At 69.3% G+C, this 16,993-nt stretch carries 18 protein-coding genes and 1 riboswitch; of the genes, 7 read left to right on the top strand and 11 right to left on the bottom strand.

Translation table 11 applies throughout. From position 1 onward, the window contains the following. Positions 1 to 40 precede the first annotated feature (40 nt). On the top strand, positions 41 to 1,909 hold the full coding sequence (locus AC1DB1_RS00090) for a phosphoenolpyruvate carboxykinase (GTP) (RefSeq protein WP_477199326.1): 1,869 nt from the start codon (positions 41 to 43) through the stop codon (positions 1,907 to 1,909). Between the two features lie 80 nt (positions 1,910 to 1,989). Here the strand turns inward: AC1DB1_RS00090 and AC1DB1_RS00085 are convergent, their stop codons facing one another. Then, positions 1,990 to 3,954, bottom strand: coding sequence for an ABC transporter ATP-binding protein (locus AC1DB1_RS00085; RefSeq protein ID WP_477199325.1), 1,965 nt, complete (start codon positions 3,952 to 3,954; stop codon positions 1,990 to 1,992). Positions 3,955 to 4,016: 62 nt separating this feature from the next. After that, positions 4,017 to 4,232 (bottom strand): hypothetical protein, encoded by a 216-nt coding sequence (locus AC1DB1_RS00080; RefSeq protein ID WP_477199324.1) that lies wholly within the window; start codon positions 4,230 to 4,232, stop codon positions 4,017 to 4,019. 158 nt (positions 4,233 to 4,390) lie between these two features. On the opposite strand from AC1DB1_RS00080, the gene AC1DB1_RS00075 reads away from it, so the two are divergent. From AC1DB1_RS00075 to AC1DB1_RS00060, 4 genes are read left to right on the top strand one after another with little or no spacing between them, the layout of a single operon-like run. After that, positions 4,391 to 5,062, top strand: a complete 672-nt coding sequence (locus tag AC1DB1_RS00075; protein ID WP_271177400.1) for a GAP family protein — start codon at positions 4,391 to 4,393, stop codon at positions 5,060 to 5,062. 49 nt (positions 5,063 to 5,111) lie between these two features. After that, positions 5,112 to 6,038 carry an ABC transporter ATP-binding protein gene (locus AC1DB1_RS00070; RefSeq protein ID WP_477199323.1) on the top strand — a complete coding sequence of 309 codons (927 nt, stop codon included), beginning with the start codon at positions 5,112 to 5,114 and terminating at the stop codon, positions 6,036 to 6,038. Further along, entirely contained in the window at positions 6,035 to 6,880 is an 846-nt protein-coding gene (locus AC1DB1_RS00065) for an ABC transporter permease (protein WP_477199322.1), read from the top strand. Before AC1DB1_RS00070 ends, AC1DB1_RS00065 begins: the two co-directional genes overlap by 4 nt. Beyond that, positions 6,877 to 7,707 carry an ABC transporter permease gene (locus AC1DB1_RS00060; protein WP_477199321.1) on the top strand — a complete coding sequence of 277 codons (831 nt, stop codon included), beginning with the start codon at positions 6,877 to 6,879 and terminating at the stop codon, positions 7,705 to 7,707. Before AC1DB1_RS00065 ends, AC1DB1_RS00060 begins: the two co-directional genes overlap by 4 nt. A gap of 40 nt (positions 7,708 to 7,747) precedes the next feature. Here AC1DB1_RS00060 and AC1DB1_RS00055 read toward each other — a convergent pair whose 3' ends face one another. The 4 genes from AC1DB1_RS00055 to AC1DB1_RS00040 all read right to left on the bottom strand — a co-directional run bounded on the left by AC1DB1_RS00055 (position 7,748) and on the right by AC1DB1_RS00040 (position 10,424). After that, entirely contained in the window at positions 7,748 to 8,014 is a 267-nt protein-coding gene (locus AC1DB1_RS00055; RefSeq protein ID WP_271177396.1) for an antibiotic biosynthesis monooxygenase family protein, read from the bottom strand. An 11-nt stretch (positions 8,015 to 8,025) separates the two neighbouring features. Beyond that, positions 8,026 to 8,526, bottom strand: coding sequence for an SRPBCC domain-containing protein (locus tag AC1DB1_RS00050; RefSeq protein WP_477199320.1), 501 nt, complete (start codon positions 8,524 to 8,526; stop codon positions 8,026 to 8,028). Between the two features lie 70 nt (positions 8,527 to 8,596). After that, positions 8,597 to 8,953, bottom strand: coding sequence for an ArsR/SmtB family transcription factor (locus tag AC1DB1_RS00045; RefSeq protein ID WP_477199319.1), 357 nt, complete (start codon positions 8,951 to 8,953; stop codon positions 8,597 to 8,599). 133 nt (positions 8,954 to 9,086) lie between these two features. Continuing rightward, the gene (locus tag AC1DB1_RS00040) at positions 9,087 to 10,424 is read right to left on the bottom strand and encodes an MFS transporter (protein WP_477199318.1); all 1,338 of its coding nucleotides are present in this window, start codon (positions 10,422 to 10,424) and stop codon (positions 9,087 to 9,089) included. A 214-nt stretch (positions 10,425 to 10,638) separates the two neighbouring features. On the opposite strand from AC1DB1_RS00040, the gene AC1DB1_RS00035 reads away from it, so the two are divergent. Next, a complete protein-coding gene (locus AC1DB1_RS00035; RefSeq protein WP_477199317.1) occupies positions 10,639 to 11,139 on the top strand; it encodes a DUF2269 family protein in 501 nt (166 codons plus the stop codon). Positions 11,140 to 11,166: 27 nt separating this feature from the next. Here AC1DB1_RS00035 and ribH read toward each other — a convergent pair whose 3' ends face one another. The 5 genes from ribH to AC1DB1_RS00010 form a co-directional block, all read right to left on the bottom strand. Further along, on the bottom strand, positions 11,167 to 11,637 hold the full coding sequence (gene ribH / locus AC1DB1_RS00030; RefSeq protein WP_477199316.1) for a 6,7-dimethyl-8-ribityllumazine synthase: 471 nt from the start codon (positions 11,635 to 11,637) through the stop codon (positions 11,167 to 11,169). After that, positions 11,634 to 12,902 carry a GTP cyclohydrolase II gene (ribA, locus tag AC1DB1_RS00025; protein WP_271177390.1) on the bottom strand — a complete coding sequence of 423 codons (1,269 nt, stop codon included), beginning with the start codon at positions 12,900 to 12,902 and terminating at the stop codon, positions 11,634 to 11,636. Before ribA ends, ribH begins: the two co-directional genes overlap by 4 nt. Continuing rightward, a complete protein-coding gene (locus AC1DB1_RS00020) occupies positions 12,899 to 13,561 on the bottom strand; it encodes a riboflavin synthase (RefSeq protein ID WP_271177389.1) in 663 nt (220 codons plus the stop codon). Before AC1DB1_RS00020 ends, ribA begins: the two co-directional genes overlap by 4 nt. Positions 13,562 to 13,563: 2 nt before the next feature. Continuing rightward, positions 13,564 to 14,643: a bifunctional diaminohydroxyphosphoribosylaminopyrimidine deaminase/5-amino-6-(5-phosphoribosylamino)uracil reductase RibD gene (gene ribD / locus AC1DB1_RS00015; RefSeq protein WP_477199315.1), complete on the bottom strand. Its 1,080-nt coding sequence runs from the start codon at positions 14,641 to 14,643 to the stop codon at positions 13,564 to 13,566. 84 nt (positions 14,644 to 14,727) lie between these two features. Continuing rightward, positions 14,728 to 14,888, bottom strand: a riboswitch (FMN riboswitch). A 97-nt stretch (positions 14,889 to 14,985) separates the two neighbouring features. Beyond that, entirely contained in the window at positions 14,986 to 15,891 is a 906-nt protein-coding gene (locus tag AC1DB1_RS00010) for an SDR family NAD(P)-dependent oxidoreductase (protein WP_477199314.1), read from the bottom strand. Between the two features lie 189 nt (positions 15,892 to 16,080). Here AC1DB1_RS00010 and AC1DB1_RS00005 point away from each other — a divergent pair. Beyond that, positions 16,081 to 16,993: DUF222 domain-containing protein (locus tag AC1DB1_RS00005; protein WP_477199313.1), on the top strand; the 913-nt coding region annotated here is incomplete at its 3' end.

Below are 16,993 nucleotides of genomic sequence, written 5' to 3'. Positions count from 1 at the left end.
GCTGGATTCAGAGCCGATCTTTCGACCGAGAGGAACCCGAATGTCCATCGCGGAGCTGCCCTTCACCGACACGGAACGCGGCGCTGACCCCGTCCCGGAGTCCGCCGCCGATCGCCCGGCTCACGGTCTCGACGACCTGCGGGCGTGGGTCGATGAGATCGCCGCGCTCACCGAGCCCGACGCCGTGGTCTGGTACGACGGGTCGCTGCGCGAGGCCGACCGGCTCACCAAGCTGCTGGTGGCCGAGGGCAAGCTGATCCGGCTCAACCCCGAATGGCGGCCGAACAGCTTCCTCGCCCGCACCGATCCCGGCGACGTCGCGCGCGTCGAGGACCGTACCTTCATCTGCTCCGACGACGAGCAGGATGCCGGCCCCACCAACAACTGGCGCGAGCCGTCCACGATGCGCGCCGAGCTCCGCGAGGTCTTCGCCGGCAGCATGCGCGGGCGCACGATGTACGTCGTCCCGTTCTCGATGGGTCCCGTCGGCGGGCCGATCTCGCAGCTCGGCGTGCAGCTCACCGACTCCGCGTACGTCGCGGTCAGCCTGGGCACGATGACGCGCGTGACCGACGACGTGCTCGCCCTCATCGACGCCGGTGCGCCCTGGGTCGCGACGGTGCACAGCGTCGGCTACCCGCTCGTCGACGATCACGACCACCGCCGCGACGACGTCGCCTGGCCGTGCAACGAGACCAAGTACATCGTGCAGTTCCCGGAGACCCGCGAGATCTGGTCGTACGGATCGGGCTACGGCGGCAACGCCATCCTGGCCAAGAAGTGCTTCGCCCTGCGCATCGCTTCGGTGATGGCCCGCGACGAGGGCTGGCTCGCCGAGCACATGCTCATCGTCAAGGTCACCTCGCCGGAGGGCCGTGCGTACCACCTGGCGGCCGCCTTCCCGTCTGCGTGCGGCAAGACCAACCTCGCGATGCTGCGGCCGAGCATCCCGGGCTGGACTGTGGAGACGATCGGCGACGACATCGCCTGGCTGCGTCAGGGTCCGGATGGCCGGCTGCGCGCGATCAACCCGGAGGCGGGCTTCTTCGGGGTGGCCCCCGGCACCGGTCCGTCGACCAACGCGACCGCAGTGGACACGCTCTGGGGCAACACGATCTTCACGAACGTCGCCCTGCGCGACGACGGCGACGTCTGGTGGGAGGGGCTCACGGAGCAGCCGCCGGCGCACCTGATCGACTGGCGCGGCGAGGACTGGACGCCGGACTCGGGTCGCCCGGCCGCGCATCCGAACTCGCGGTTCACGGTGTCGGCGGCGCAATGCCCGGCCATCGCCGACGACTGGGACGCCTTCGACGGCGTGCCGATCGACGCCATCCTGTTCGGCGGGCGCCGTGCGACCAACGTGCCGCTCGTCTCCCAGGCCCGCGACTGGAGGCACGGGGTGTTCCTCGGGGCGACCATCTCGTCGGAGCAGACCGCGGCGGCGGAGGGTACGGTCGGCGAGCTGCGCCGCGACCCGTTCGCGATGCTGCCGTTCTGCGGGTACAACATGGCCGATCACTGGGGGCACTGGCTGGCAGTGGGGGAGAAGCTGGGTGGCGACGCACCCGCGGTGTTCCAGGTGAACTGGTTCCGCAAGGGCGACGACGGGTCGTACCTGTGGCCGGGGTTCGCGGAGAACGCGCGGGTGATCGAATGGATCGTGCGCCGGATCGAGGGTGAGGCGGGCGCGGTCGAGACGCCGATCGGACGCCTCCCGATCGCCGACGAACTCGACCTCGACGGCCTGGACCTCGCTTCGGATGCCGTCGAAGCGCTCTTCCGCGTCGACCAGGATTCGTGGCTCGCGGAGTGCGATCTCACCGAGGCGTTCTTCGACCGCTTCGGCGGCCGCGTGCCGCCTGCTCTCCGCGCCGAGCTCGCCTCGCTCCGCTACCACCTCCGCTGAGCCCACCGCGATCGAGTCCGGGAGAAATCGCACTCCTCATCCCGAGGACCGCGATTTCTCCCGGACTCGATCGCGTCGGTCTAGACGAGCAGCTGGTGCTTGGCGAGGTCGCGGTAGAGCGGCGTCGTCTCGACGAGCTCGGAGTGCGTGCCGGTGCCGATGACGCGGCCGTGGTCGAGCACGACGATCTGGTCGGAGTCGACGACGGTCGACAGCCGGTGCGCGATCACGATCAGCGTGCGGTCGACGGCCACGGCGTCGATCGCCTCGCGCATCAGCTGCTCGTTGCGCCCGTCGAGGCTCGAGGTCGACTCGTCGAGAAGCAGCACGGGTGGCGCCGCGAGCAGAGCCCTGGCGATCGCGAGCCGTTGGCGCTCGCCACCGGAGAGCATGATCCCGTCTTCGCCGACCGGCGCGCTGAGCCCGAGGTCGTTGCGCTCGAGTACCTCGGTCAGGTTGACCGCGTGCAGCACGTCGATGCACTCGGCGTCCGTCGCATCCGGCGCTGACAGCGTGAGGTTGTCGCGCAGGGAGCCGGCGAGCACCGGGGCGTCCTGCTCCACGTAGCCGATCTGCGCGCGCAGCGCCGTGCGGTCGAGCGTCCGGATGTCCAGTCCGCCGAACTTCACGGCGCCCTCTGCAGGGTCGTAGAACCGCTCGATCAGCGACAGGATGGTCGACTTGCCCGCGCCGGACGGCCCGACGAGGGCCGTGCGCTTGCCGCGCGGGGCCGCGAAGTCGACGCCGTGCAGCACGCCGCCCTGCCGGTGCCGCGGAGCGTCGGCCGACCCGATGCCTGCCGCCGCCTCGGCCTCCGCCACGACGTCCTCGCCACTGAGTGCGCCGAGCACGGGCCGGTCGTCACCGAGCGCGACCCGGGTGGGGTCCGACGGCTCCTCTTTCACCGCAGAGTCCGGGTAGGCGAAGTGCACCCCGGCGAACTCGATCGCGGGTGCGTCGGGTGCGAGGCCCTCGTTGGCGGCGCCGACGGTCATCGCGAGCGGCGCGATCTCGCGGTCGAATTGGTCCTCCGTCGGCAGGTCGATGATCTCCTGGATGCGCCCCAGCGCCCCGAGCGCGGCGTTCACGGCGGTCACCGCGCCGAACGCCTGGCCGAGCGGCAGGATCATCATGAACAGGAACAGGATGAACGCCACGAGGTTCGCCACCGTGATGGCCCCGCTCGCCACGCGGAAGCCGCCGACGCCGAGCACCACCAGGAACGACACCTGCATCGCGATGCCGGCCACGGGAACCACGAGTGCCGAGATCTTGGCGACCGTGATCCCCATCTTCCAGGCGCCGGTGGCGTCGTTCTCGATGGAGGCGATCTCGCGATCGGTCGCGTTCGAGGCTCGGATCGTGCGCACCGAGCTGATCGCCCGCTCGACCGACGCGGCCAGATCGCCGACCTTGTTCTGCGCCTTCTGGCTCGCCACCCGGATGCGCCCCGACAGCAGGGTCACGACGACGATCGACACCGCGATGACGAGCACCGTGAGGCCGAGGAGCACCGGGTCGATGATCAGCATCGCGATGAGCGCGCCGACGAAGGTGAGCGCTCCGCCGATCGCTTCGACGAGTCCCTGGGTCAGAACCGCGCGGAGCAGCGTGGTGTCGGAGCCGACACGCGAGACGAGGTCTCCCGTGCGGCGGGTGTCGAACTCGCTGATCGGAAGGCGCAGCATCCGGCCGACCAGACGGCGCCGCGACGAGAGCACGACGCCCTCGCCCGTGCGCTGCAGCAGGTAGTGCTGGTAGCCGGAGATCAGGCCGGAGACGATGACCAGGATGACGAGGAGCCAGACCAGCCCGCCGAGGGGCTGCTGCTTGCCGACCACCTCGATGACCTGGCTGACGAGCAGTGGCTGCGCGAGGCTCGCGGCGGCGCCGAGGATGCTCAGCACGATCACGATCGAGAGCACGGCGCGGTGCTCGAGCAGGTAGGGGAGGAGCTGGCTGAAGCGGGCGCGGGGGCCCTCGTCGCCGTCTTTCGCCGGGCGGCCGAAGCGGCGGCGCGGAGTGGTGGTCTTTTCGGTGCTCATGTCGGTTTCGTTCGTTCCGTATCGGGATTCGGGGGTGCGCCGGTCGGGGAGGGGTGCAGACGCTACCTTCGACCGTACTTCTTGTGAACTGCTTGTTTGCTCACACCGAGGGCGAGCGCGATGAGCTGCCAGGTCGCGTTGGCGTTGCGCGCGCGCCGCACAGCAGCGGATTCGACGCGGTCGAGTTCGCTGCGGAGTCTCGCGATCGCGCGCAGGGCGACGATGGGGTCGTCGGATCCGGCATCGCCGGCGAGGGTGTGGATGGTGCTGACGTCCATGCGGTCAACGCTAGTTGACGAGGACCCCAGCGTCAACCTGGATTGACTTCGCTCGCCGCGAACGATCACGAGGCACTGGCCCGAGCTGCACCTGGCCCAGCAACCACCGGTGCGCTAGGTTCGGCACAAGTGATCCAGGCTGTCGAGAGGGGAACGACGTGAACGGTGTCATCGGGGAGATCCTGCCCAGCGCGCTCGGGGTGGCGATCAGTCCGATCCCCATCATCGCGGCGATCCTGATGCTTCTCTCGCCCAAGGCGCGCGGTACCAGCGTCGGCTTCATGATCGGCTGGCTCCTCGGCATCGTGGTCGCGGTCGTGGTGTTCACCCTGCTCTCCGCGGTGATCCCGGCGGCCGACCCGTCCGCCTCCAAGCCGATCGCCGGCGTGATCAAGATCATCCTCGGGCTCGCGCTGCTCCTGCTGGCCTGGAGCCAGTGGCGCAAGCGCCCGCACGCGGGGGAGACGGCGGCGACACCGAAGTGGATGTCCGCCATCGACTCCATGAAGCCGGCCGCCGCTCTCGGCCTCGGCTTCCTGCTTGCGGCCGTCAACCCCAAGAACCTGCTGATGGCCGTCGCCGGCGGCCTCGCGATCGGCGGTTCGGGCATCGCCGTCGGCCAGCAGGTGATCGCGATCGTGATCTTCGTCCTCATCGCGGCGTGCACCGTCGTGATCCCGGTCGTCGCCTACCTCCTGGCGTCGGCCAAGATGGCCGGCCCGCTCGACGCGCTGCGCGTCTGGCTCCTCGCGAACAACGCGACGATCATGACGGTTCTGCTGCTCGTGATCGGGGTCGTGCTGATCGGCAAGGGCATCGCCGACTTCTGACCTGCCGGGCCCCTGGCAATGTCGGCGCATCGGGCTAGTGTTCTGAACTATGCCGACGCCCGTCATCACCGCGAACAACCTCGTCAAGAAGTACAAGGAGTTCGCCGCTGTCAACGGAATCAGCTTCGAGGTCGATTCCGGGGAATCGTTCGGCCTGCTCGGGCCCAACGGCGCCGGTAAGTCCACCACGATGCGCATGGTGGGCGCGGTCTCCACCCGCACCGACGGCGAGCTGAGCATCCTGGGCCTCGACCCCGATCGCTACGGTCCCGAGATCCGGTCGCAGCTGGGCGTCGTGCCCCAGGCCGACAACCTCGACACCGAGCTGAGGGTGCGCGACAACCTCATCGTCTACGGCCGCTACTTCGGCCTGCCCGGCGCACGGGTGCGCAAGCGCGCCGACGAACTCCTCGAGTTCGCACAACTCCAAGACAAGGCCAAGGCGAAGGTCGACGACCTCTCCGGCGGCATGAAGCGGCGTCTCACAATCGCCAGGGCGCTCATCAACGACCCGCGCATCCTGCTGCTCGACGAACCGACGACCGGCCTCGACCCGCAGGCCAGGCACATCCTGTGGGACCGCCTGTTCCGGCTCAAGGAGCAGGGCACCACTCTCGTGCTCACGACGCACTACATGGACGAGGCGGAGCAGCTCTGCGATCGACTCGTCGTGGTCGACAAGGGCGCCATCATGGCCGAGGGCGCGCCCGCTGCGCTCATCCGGCAGTATTCGTCGCGCGAGGTGCTCGAGGTGCGGTTCGGCTCGGAACGCAACGCCGATGTGGCCGGCCAGCTCGGCGGCATCGGGGAGCGCATCGAAGTGCTGCCCGACCGCATCCTCGTCTACAGCGACGACGGCGAGGCGGAACTCACCCGCATCACCGAGCGCGGGCTGCATCCGATCACGAGCCTGGTGCGACGGTCGAGCCTCGAAGACGTGTTCCTGCGACTCACCGGCCGGAGTCTGATCGAATGACCGAGATCTCGACGGCCGCGCCGGATGCCCGCGTCGCCATCGCCGGCGCCGTCAAGCCGCGGCGGTTCGGCGCCTGGTACGTCGCGGAGCACCGCTTCCGGGTGATGCGCTCGTACCTGCAGACCGTGCTGATGACGGCCTTCGGGTACCCGCTGCTCTACCTCTTCGCCATGGGGATCGGACTGGGCAGTCTGGTCAGCCACAACCTCGGGGACGAGGGCGTCGACGGCGTGAGCTACCTCGCCTTCGTCGCGCCGGCGCTCCTCTGCACGGCCGCCGTCACGATCGCGAGCGAGGAGTTCACCTATCCGGTGATGCTCGGCTTCAAGTGGAACCCCACCTTCTACGGCATGAACGCGGCGCCGATCGCACCCGGGCAGATCATCGACGGCATCGTGATCTCCGTGGTCGCGCGCCTGCTCGCCGCCAGCATCATCTACTACGCGGTGATGCTGCTGTTCGGCGCGGTGCCGCTGCCCACCGGGTTCCTGGCCATCCCGGTCGCCGTACTCGGCGGCCTCGCCTTCGGCGTCCCCGTGATGGCGTACGTCGCCACGCTGGAGCAGGACACCGGCCAGCTCGCGATGCTGATGCGCTTCGTGCTGCTGCCGATGACGTTGTTCTCCGGCACGTTCTTCCCCCTGTCGTCGATGCCCTGGTTCCTGCAATGGATCGGCTGGATCTCACCGCTGTGGCACTCCACGGAGCTGGCGCGCGTCTTCACCTACGGGTCGCCGGAGCCGATCTGGCTCACGATCACCCACGTCCTCTATCTGAGTGCGCTGTTCGTCGGCTTCTGGATGTGGACCCGACGCATCGCCGCGAGGAGGTTGAACAAGTGACCGTCACCGACGACAAGTTGATCGCCTCCGTCTCGCACGCACGGCCGTTGCGCTCGCTGTACGCCGGCAACGCGTCGGCGGTCATGCAACGCGGGTGGCTGGCCACGCGCAGCACCAACTGGCTGGTCGTGGTCTCGGGCTTCTTCGAGCCGATCTTCTATCTGCTCTCGCTCGGCATCGGCCTCGGCGCGCTCGTCGGCGACGTGGTGACCTCGACCGGGCAGCCGGTCTCGTACGCCGCCTTCATCGCACCGGCCCTGCTGGCCACGGCGGCGATGAACGGCGCGGTCTACGACTCCACCTGGAACGTCTTCTTCAAGATGCACTTCGCGAAGCTCTACGAGGGGATGCTCGCCACCTCGCTCGGGCCGCTCGACGTCGCGCTGGGGGAGATCCTCCTCGCGCTCGCCCGGGGGGCGCTGTACGCGGTCGGCTTCATGTTGGTGATGCAGGTCCTCGGGCTGAACCTGTCGTGGTGGGCGATCCTCGCGCTGCCGGCGGTCCTGCTGATCGCGTTCGGCTTCGCCAGCTTCGGGATGGGCATCACCAGCTACATGAAGACGTTCCAGCAGATGGACTGGATCAACTTCATCATGTTGCCGATGTTCCTGCTGTCAGCCACCTTCTACCCGATCACGGTGTATCCGGAGGGCATCCAGTGGGTCATCCGGGCCATGCCGCTCTGGCAGGGCGTGGAGCTCGTGCGCGGGCTCACGACCGGGGCGGTGTCGTGGGGACTGCTCTGGCACGTGCTCTATTTCGCGGTGATGATCGCACTGGGGCTCATCCTGACCACGCGGCGGCTGCGCACGCTTTTCCTCGGCTGAGGAGCGGGAGGCGAGGAGCGCTGTGGCGCTCCGATCGGGCTCACGCCTCGAGGTAGAAGTTCTCTGCGGGCGCGGCCGACCAGACGTCGAACGGGTCGTCGGCGACCGCCCCGAACATGCGCGGAGCCGCGGCTTCGAACGCCTCGCGCGACTCCCACATCGCGATGCCCACGAGGCGGGGACCGTCGATCTCGCTCCAGGCGTTGATCCGGATCAGGCCGGGCGATCCGGTGGCGGCTGCGTCGACGCGCCCCATCGAGGCGCGCAGTGCGTCGCGGTGCTCCGGCTTCGGATGGTGGATCGCCATGTGCGTGAACATCACGCCCCCGCGCCGCCGGCCCGCGCGGCGCTCTCGCCGTCCTGCGCGGCGCGCTCGCCGAACCACTCGAGCAGCTCGACCCATCCCGAGCTGTAGCCGCCCAGGCTGTCGCGGTGCCCCGCCGTGTCCCAGCCGCCATGCCGCACGGTGACCAGGGTCGCGTCGTCGCCGTCGGCGTCGAACCGCACGTCGACGGTCGTGAACGCCTCCGGCTCCCAGCTCGCCTCACGCCAGGTGAAGCCAAGCAGCTCTGCCGGCTCCCACGCCGTCACCCGGCCGATCTCGTAGGCGCCGTCGTCGTACACCTCCAGCAGACGACCGCCGACGCCCGGCTCGAACTCGAGCCGCAGGCCGCGTGCCGCGTCGTTCCAGTAGTGCGTGCCACGGCGCCACCAGTTGCCGATCTGCTCGGTGAACACCCGGAACGCCACCGCAGGCGGCGCTGCGACCCGGATGCTCGTGGTCGCGACCGCCTCGTCGCTCTCCGCCGTCTCGCTCATGTCGTGCTCCTCTCACTGACTCCGTCGGACGTGCTGACTCCGACGGACGTGCCGACTCCGTCGGGCGTGCTCACTCCGTCGGGCGCGCTCCCGCGGCCCCCGGTCGCGCCATCTCGTCGTCGACCGCGGCGGCGAACGCACTCAGCCGGTCGCGCCAGAACGCCTGCACCTGGTCGATCCAGGCGCCGAGGTCGCCGAAAGGCTCCGGCCGCAGCCGGTACACCTTGACCCTGGCGTCGTCGGCGACGCGGGTCTCCTCGATGATGCCCGCCGTGCGCAGAACGCGCAGATGCCGGCTGATCGTGGGAGCGGCCACAGGGAACTCGTCCGCGATCGTGCCCGCCCGCAGCGGCTCCCGCACCAGGAGCTCGACGATCCGTCGCCGGGTCGGGTCGGCCAGCGCATCCCACACCACATCTGTAGCCACACGCACAATATATAGCCGTCCGGCTAACTAACACAACCGTTGAAGGGCGGCAAACGCATCCGACGCGAAGCGGTTGGATGCGTTCGCCGCCCTTCAACGAAAGACAGCGTCGAGCGGCCGGGCGCGGCCCGCGCTAGGAGACGTTGTCGGTGAAGTCGATGTCGCGCGTCTCCTTGCTGAGCAGCAGGGCGATCAGCGTGAGCACGCCCGCCACCGAGAGGTAGACGCCGACCCACACGGTGCTCCCGCCGGCCATGGTCCACAGCCAGACCGCGATGGTCGGAGCGACCGCGGCACCGAGCACGCTCGACAGGTTGTAGCTGATCGCCGACCCGGTGTAGCGCACGTTGGTCGGGAACAGCTCGGGCAGCTCGGCGCCCATCGGCCCGAAGGTGAGGCCCATGAGGGTGAATCCCACGATCAGCAACGCCATCGTGCCGACGGTGCCGCCGGCGAACAGCGGCACGAAGAGCAGGCCGAACACGATGATGCCGATGGTCACCCAGATCAGCGTCTTGCGGCGGCCGAAGCGCTCCGCGAGCGGTCCGGCGACCAGGGTGAACACGCCGAAGAAGACGACGCCGACGATCAGCATGATCAAGAACTCGTTGCGCGTGTAGCCCAGGCCGGCCGGCTTGGCCGTGGTGCCGTAGGTGAGCGTGAACGCGGTCATCAGATAGAACAGCACATAGGTCGCCAGCATGATGAACGTGCCGAGCACGATCTGCCGCCAACTGCTGCGGAACACGCGCGCCAGCGGCAGCTTCGCCACCTCGCCGGTGTCGACGACCTTCTGGAAGGCGGGCGTCTCGACCAGCTTGAGGCGCACGTAGAGCCCGACGATCACGAGCACGGCGCTCAGCAGGAACGGCAGCCGCCAGCCCCACGCCGCAAACGCCTCAGCGCTCATCGACAGGTTCAGGATGAGGAACAGGACGTTCGCGACGATGAAGCCGATGGGCGCGCCCAGCTGCGGGAAGGTGCCGTAGATCGCTCGCTTGCCCGCCGGTGCGTTCTCCGTGGCGAGGAGGGCCGCGCCACTCCACTCGCCGCCGAGACCCAGTCCCTGGCAGAACCGCATGACCACCAGCAGGAACGGCGCCCAGAACTCCCAGCCCGGCACCTGCGCCGTGGGGAGGCAGCCGATCAGCACCGTGGCGATGCCCATCGTCAGCAGCGAGCCGACCAGCGTGCCCTTGCGCCCGATCCGGTCGCCGAAGTGGCCGAACACGATCGAACCGATCGGCCGCGCGATGAACGCGACGCCGAAGACGGCGAATGACGCGAGCAGGGCGGTGGTCGGATCCTCGTTCGTGAAGAACAGCGACGGGAAGACCAGCACGGCGGCTGTCGCGTAGACGTAGAAGTCGTAGAACTCGATCGAGGTGCCGATGAGGCTGGCCAGGATGACACGACCGCGCGTGTTGGCCGGGGCGGGAGTGGACGGGGTGACGGAAACCGTCGAAGACATGAGAGAACTCCGGATGAGGAATGCCGCGTCAGGACGGACGCGACGGTGCGAGCCGCCTGAAGGCGCGGCAGGAGACGAGGGGACAACGCGGTGTGACGGGCGTCGGTCGGGCGTCTGCGAACACGTGAGCGGAACTGGATGCGCTTGTGGCGCCCTTCCACCCTATGTCGAGAGCGCGACGGCGCCGAATCGGGCGCCTCGTTAGGCTGGTCGCATGGATACCCTGTTCAACGTTCTGCACGTCGTGTCGGCCGTCTTCATCGTCGGCCCGATGGCGATCCTGCCCATGACGGCCATGCGCGCCGTCCGCGCCGGAAACGCCTCCCAGGTGAGGACATTGGCGAAGTCCACGAACATCTTCTCGCTGCTGTCGCTGCTCACGGTGCTGTTCGGGTTCGCCGTGATGGGAATGTCCGACCCGAAGTACAAGACGTCGATCACCACGCCGTGGATCCTGTGGTCGATCATCGCCTACGTCATCGCGCTCGGGCTCACGCTGTTCGTCGTCGTGCCGGCGATGCGGCGCGCGGCCGACGCCTTGGACGGGCTGACCGCCGCCACCGCCGCTCCGGCCGTGGCCGGCGGGTCGGTGCCGACGCCGGCCGCCGAAGCGGCCGATCTCGAGGCGCGCGGCTACCCGGCGATCGCTGCGGGCTCCGGCGTGGCGAGCATCCTGCTCGTCGTGGTCGTCGTCCTCATGGTCTGGAAGCCGTAGCCCGCAGCCGGGGCTAGCGAACGCGGGCTAGAGCCCGCGCAGCACGAGCGCCGTCGCGAGGGCGGCGTGGGCCGCCTCGGCGCCCTTGTCCTCGTGGGAGCCCTCGAGACCAGCGCGGTCGAGGCCCTGCGCCTCGTCGTCGAGCGTCAGCACGCCGAAGCCCACCGGCTTGCCCGTGTCGATGGCGACGCGGGTGAGGCCGTCGGTCGCCGCCGACGAGACGTACTCGAAGTGCGGGGTGCCGCCGCGGATGATCACGCCGAGCGCGACCACCGCATCCGCCCCGCCCTCGAGCGCCCGCTTGGAGGCGACCGGGAGTTCGAAGCTGCCCGGAACGCGCACGAGACTGTAGTCCGCACCGGCCTCGCGCAGCGTCCGTTCCGCGCCGGCGATCAGCCCGTCGGTGATCTGCTCGTGCCACGTGCCCGCGACGATGACGACCCGCAGGCCGCTCCCGTCGAGCTTCTCCGTCGCCTCCGGTGCTCCTGCTCCGCTCATCGTCCGGTCCTTTCCGCTGCGATCTCAGCCTGGGGGATGTCGTGACCCATCCGGTCACGCTTGGTCTCGAGGTAGCCCTCGTTGAAGGCGCCGACGCCCACGACGAGCGGGACGCGCTCGTCGACGGCGATCCCGTGCTCTTCGAGCTGGCGCACCTTCTCGGGGTTGTTGGTCAGCAGGCGCACCGACGAGATGCCGAGGTCCTGCAGGATGGCCGTCGCCGCGCGGTAGTCGCGGGCATCGATCGGCAGCCCCAGGGCGAGGTTGGCGTCGAGCGTGTCGAGCCCCTCCTCCTGCAGCTTGTAGGCACGGAGCTTGTTGATCAGGCCGATGCCCCGGCCCTCGTGGCCGCGCAGGTAGACGACGACGCCGCCGTCGCGCTGGATCGTGTCCAGGGCCGCGTCGAGCTGGGGTCCGCACTCGCACTTCAGCGAACCGAATGCTTCGCCCGTCAGGCACTCCGAGTGCACGCGGACCAGCGTGCCGTTCGCGGTGGGGTTGCCGGCGACGATCGCGACGTGATCGGCTCCGGTCATCCGGTCGCGGTACGCGCGCATCTTGAACGGCCCGTGCGTGGTGGGCACCGTGGTCTCGACCTCGAAGATCACCCGCGACGTCTCGGGGATCGGGGTGACCGATTCGAGCTGCTGGTCGCAGTGGAACTCCTGCAGGTAGGCGATCAGCGCCTCGATCGTGATGACGAGCACGTCTTCGCGCTCGCCCAATTCGATGAGGCCCGGCAGGCGCATCATCTCGCCGTCGTCGGCGACGATCTCGGCGATCGCCGCGACCGGGGTGAGACCGGCGAGCTTCATCAGGTCGACGGCGGCCTCGGTGTGGCCGTCGCGCTCGCGCACGCCTCCGTCGACGGCGCGCAGCGGCAGGATGTGGCCGGGGCGGTGCAGGCTGGCGGGTGTCGAGTCCAGGTCGGCGAGCACGCGCAGGGTGTGCGCGCGGTCCGCCGCGCTGATGCCGGTGCTGAGGCGGTCGGCCGCGTCGACGCTCACGGTGTAGTTCGTTCCGCGGGCATCCTCGTTGACGGCTACCATGACGGGGAGCTCGAGCCTGTCGGCGATCTCGTTCGTCATCGGAGCGCAGATGAAGCCGGAGGAGTTCTTGACCGTCCAGGCGATCCACTCCTGGCTGGCGAGTTCGGCGGCGATGATGACGTCGCCCTCGTTCTCACGGCTCTCGTTGTCCGCGACGATGACCGGTCGGCCCTCGCGCAATGCGCTGAGTGCCTGGGGGATGGTGGCGAGGCTCATGAAGCGCTCCGTTCCGGTTCGATGATGGACGAGGGGAGGACTTCTTCCCGTCCGAGGTAGCCCAGACCGAGCATCCGCTCGACGTGGCGGGCCAGGATGTCGGTCTCGATGTTGACGCGGTCGCCCACGACACGATCGCCGAGGGTGGTGGCCTCGAGGGTCTCCGGGATGAGGGACACCTCGAACCAGCCGTCGTCGAGGCCGCCGCCGACCTCGCTCACGGTGAGCGAGACGCCGTCGATCGCGATGGATCCCTTGCGCGCCACGAGCGGAGCGTGCTCCGGGTCGAGGCTGAGCCGCACGACGCGCCACGCGCTGCCCTCGGTGATCGCGAGGATCGTGGCTGTGCCGTCGATGTGGCCCTGCACGATGTGGCCGCCGAGGCGGTCTCCGACCTGTGCAGCGCGCTCGAGGTTCACCCGGCGACCGGGCTGGACACCGTCGAGGGTGCTCATCGCGAGCGTCTCGGCCATCACGTCCGCGGTGAAGCTCACGGCATCCTGGTCGATGACCGTCAGGCACACGCCGCTCACAGAGATGGAGTCGCCGTGTTTGGCGTCGCTGACCGCGACGGGTCCGCGCACCGTGACGCGCGCCGCGTCGTCCGCCCAGTCGACCGCCGTGATCTCTCCGAGCTCCTCGATGATTCCGGTGAACATCCTCAGTCTCCTTCTGTCTTCTGCGCTGTATCGCTTGGTCGCTGCGCCACGTCACCAGGGTGCTGCGCCGCTTCGCTTCTCAGGGGAACCGCCCGGATGAGCAGGTCGCTCCCCAGCTGATCGACCGACAGGATGCGCAGCTTCAGCTGCTCGTCGATCGTGCTGATCCCGATGTCGCCGAGCGCCAGGCGGTTTCCGCCCAGCAGGGTGGGCGCGAGGTAGATGGCGAACTCGTCCACCAGCCCGGCGGCCACGAACGCGCTGGCGAGCGTGGGGCCGCCCTCGACGTAGACCCGCCGGAAGCCGCGTGCTCGCAGATCCCGCACCACTTCGTGCACGTCGTGCGTGCCCTCGAAGATCACCGGATGCGGGTGCCGGAACACGGCGGCATCCTTCGGGATGGCGCGGGTGCCGACGACGACGGGTGCCGGCTGGCGGGCCATCAGCTCGCCGGCATCGCCGCGTGCGGTGAGGCTCGGGTCGTCGGCGAGCACGGTGCCCGTGCCGACGATGATCGCGTCGGAGGCCTCGCGCTGCTCGTGCACACGCTGCCGCGCGGCGGCACCGGTGATCCACGTGCTCGTGCCGTCCAGCGCCGCGATCCGCCCGTCCAGGCTGCTGGCCCACTTGACGGTCATGTACGGACGCCCGAGGCGTGCCGCTGTCAGCCAGTCGTCGAGGAACGCCTCCACCTCGGAGACGAGCACGCCGCCCGTCACATCGACGCCGGCCTCGCGCAGCCGCGCGGCTCCGCCACCCGACATGTGCCCGGGGTCGCTCGCCGCGTAGACGACCCGGCCGATACCCGCGGCGATCAGCGCCTCGGAGCAGGGCCCGGTGTGACCTGTGTGATTGCAGGGCTCGAGCGTGACGACGGCCGTGGCTCCGCGAGCGCCGCCTTCGGGCAGCTTGCTGAGGGCATCCACTTCTGCGTGCGCCGTTCCGACGCCGCGATGCCAGCCCTCGGCGATCGTCACGCCGTCGGCGTCGAGGATCACGCAGCCCACGCGGGGGTTCACACCTGTCGCCGGCCCGTTGTGCGCGAGCTCGATGGCGGTGCGCATGGCCGCTTCCCACGTCATCCGGTCTGTCCTGTCTCTCGGTCGAGACGCCATCCGGGGTCGCGTGACAGAAGTCACCCGTGCGGAGCGGTCGAGACGACCGTCCGCCGTGCTGCCTCCCATCCGGACTGAGCGGTCAGGCTGATGCCTGACCCCATTACCGTCGGTCCCGGAATTCCACCGGATCAGCAGGCTGCGTTCGCACGCAGTCCCGCTCGCGGACTGTCACCGCCGGTTCGGACTTTCACCGACCCCGGAGCACGTTTATCGTTCTGAGTCTAGATCAACGCGTTACAGCGCGGTCTATTCCCGAAGGATGCGACGGGCTGTTACGCACGCGTCAGTCGGTGTTCTGCGCTCACGTCAGGCGGTCGCGACCCAGCCGGCGGTGAGGCCCTGCACGGCGGAGCCGTCGAGGTCGGCGAGCTTGACGCCGACGAAGCGCTTCGCCGCCTCGGAGGTCTGCACGCGGGCGGGAGGTTCATCCGAGAGGAGCAGCTCGACCAGCACGTCGGCGACTCCCTCGGCCGTCTGCGCATTGGCAGGATCGAAGGCCGTCCGCGTCCGCTCGAGATACGCGGCGAAGGCCGGCTCGTACGGCGTGCCGTCCGTCGGCTGCGACCCATCGACGCCCACGTTCGCGACGAACTCGGTCGAAACGGCGCCCGGCTCGACCACCGTCACCCTGACCCCGACCGTCGCGGCGACGGGAGCGAGCGATTCGAGGAACCCCTCGACCGCGAACTTGGCCGCGCAGTAGGCCTCGTTGAACGGCTGCCCGACGACGCCCCCGACGCTCGAGACCGTCACCAGCCGTCCCCGGCTCTCGCGCAGCAGGGGCATCGCCGCCCGGCTGACGGCGACGACGCCGAAGAAGTTCACCTCCATCACTGCGCGCACCGCGTCGAGCGGCTCGGCTTCGATAGTTCCGACGTGACCGGCGCCGGCGTTGTTGAGCAGGGCATCCAGCCGGCCGTAGGTGGCGATGATGTGTCCGATGCCTGCCTCGATGGAGGCGGCGTCCGTCACGTCGAGCGGCTGCACGTCGACGGTCACGCCGGCCTCGAGCGCGGCGGCCCGGAGCGGGGCGGCCTTGGTCACATCGCGCATCGTGGCGACGACGGTGTATCCGGCCCGGGCGGCGGCGACGGCGGTCGCGCGGCCGATTCCGGATGAGGTGCCGGTGATGAGCAGGACGGGCGCAGGTGCGGGTGCGGGTGCGGGTGCTGGTGCTGATGCGGGTGCTGGTTCAGGTGCTGATGCGGTCATGCGGCCAGTTTCGCATCGGCGGGTGAACGGGGGCCGGGAGGGGGCGCTTGCACGTCGGCACCTTCGGCGGCGCGTGGTTGCACCCTCCTCCACAAGCCTGAAGTCCTGCGATCTATCCACAGGAAAAGTGCAGGTCAATGCTTGTTTTTACGCCTCTCTAATGTCGGTGGCTCGTGATGAAATGGTGTCATGACCGCAACACCAGCCGACGCTCTGCGCAACTCCCTCCGGAGCATGGCAGCGCCGTCGGGACTGTCGCGCGACGGGTTGCTGGCGGCCCTCGATGTGCTGGCCGATGCGCAGGCGGTCCTCGACGCCGTCAAGGTTGGTCTCGCCGGCGAGCTGGCGCGCCGGTCGCTGCTCCTCGGCGAAGAGAACCCCGTTCGCCGCGCAGGTCACTCCCGGCCCGCGGCGTTGCTCGCGGAGAGGTGGCGGATCGCGCTCCCGACGGCGCGCCAGTTCTGCAGCGTGGGGGAGGCGACAACACCACGTGTCTCGCTCGCGGGCGAGCCCCTGCCGGCGACGCATCCCGCGCTCGCCGCAACGGTCACCCGCGAGCTCGATCCGGTCGGTAGCGACGCAGGCGTCGACGGTGCCGGTGCGGCACGCGTCAGTGTCGAGCAGGCGGCGGTGATCGTGCGGGAGCTGTCTTTGGCGGCGCCGGCGTGTTCGCCGGATGCGCTGGCGCTGGGTGAGCGGCTGCTGGTCGAGAATGCTCCCGATCTGACGGTGGCGCAGTTGCGGGCGTTGGCGGTCCAGGTGCGGGACCGTCTCGACGATGATGGCATCCTGTCGCGGGAGAAGCGTCGCCGCCAGCGACGCTCGTTGACGATCTCGACCACCGCCGACGGCATGACCCACGTCGACTGGTATCTCGATCCGGAGTCCGCCGGGTATGTGGTCACCGCCATCGACGCAGCCGTCGGACACGACCTGCGCACGGTCCGCTTCCACGACCCCGACGCCGCCACCAACGTCGCCAACGGTGCCGCACACCCGGATGGTTCGCACGCTTCAAGTGCACCGAGTGAGCCGGTGGAGTCTCGGAGCATGGCGCAACTGCGGTCGGATGCAGCCACCGACATCTTCCGGCACCGCATCA

Source organism: Leifsonia sp. 10N434 (assembly GCF_056394405.1).
Note: the sequence above shows the minus strand (reverse complement) of the source record. Positions and strands in the feature narration are given on the sequence as shown.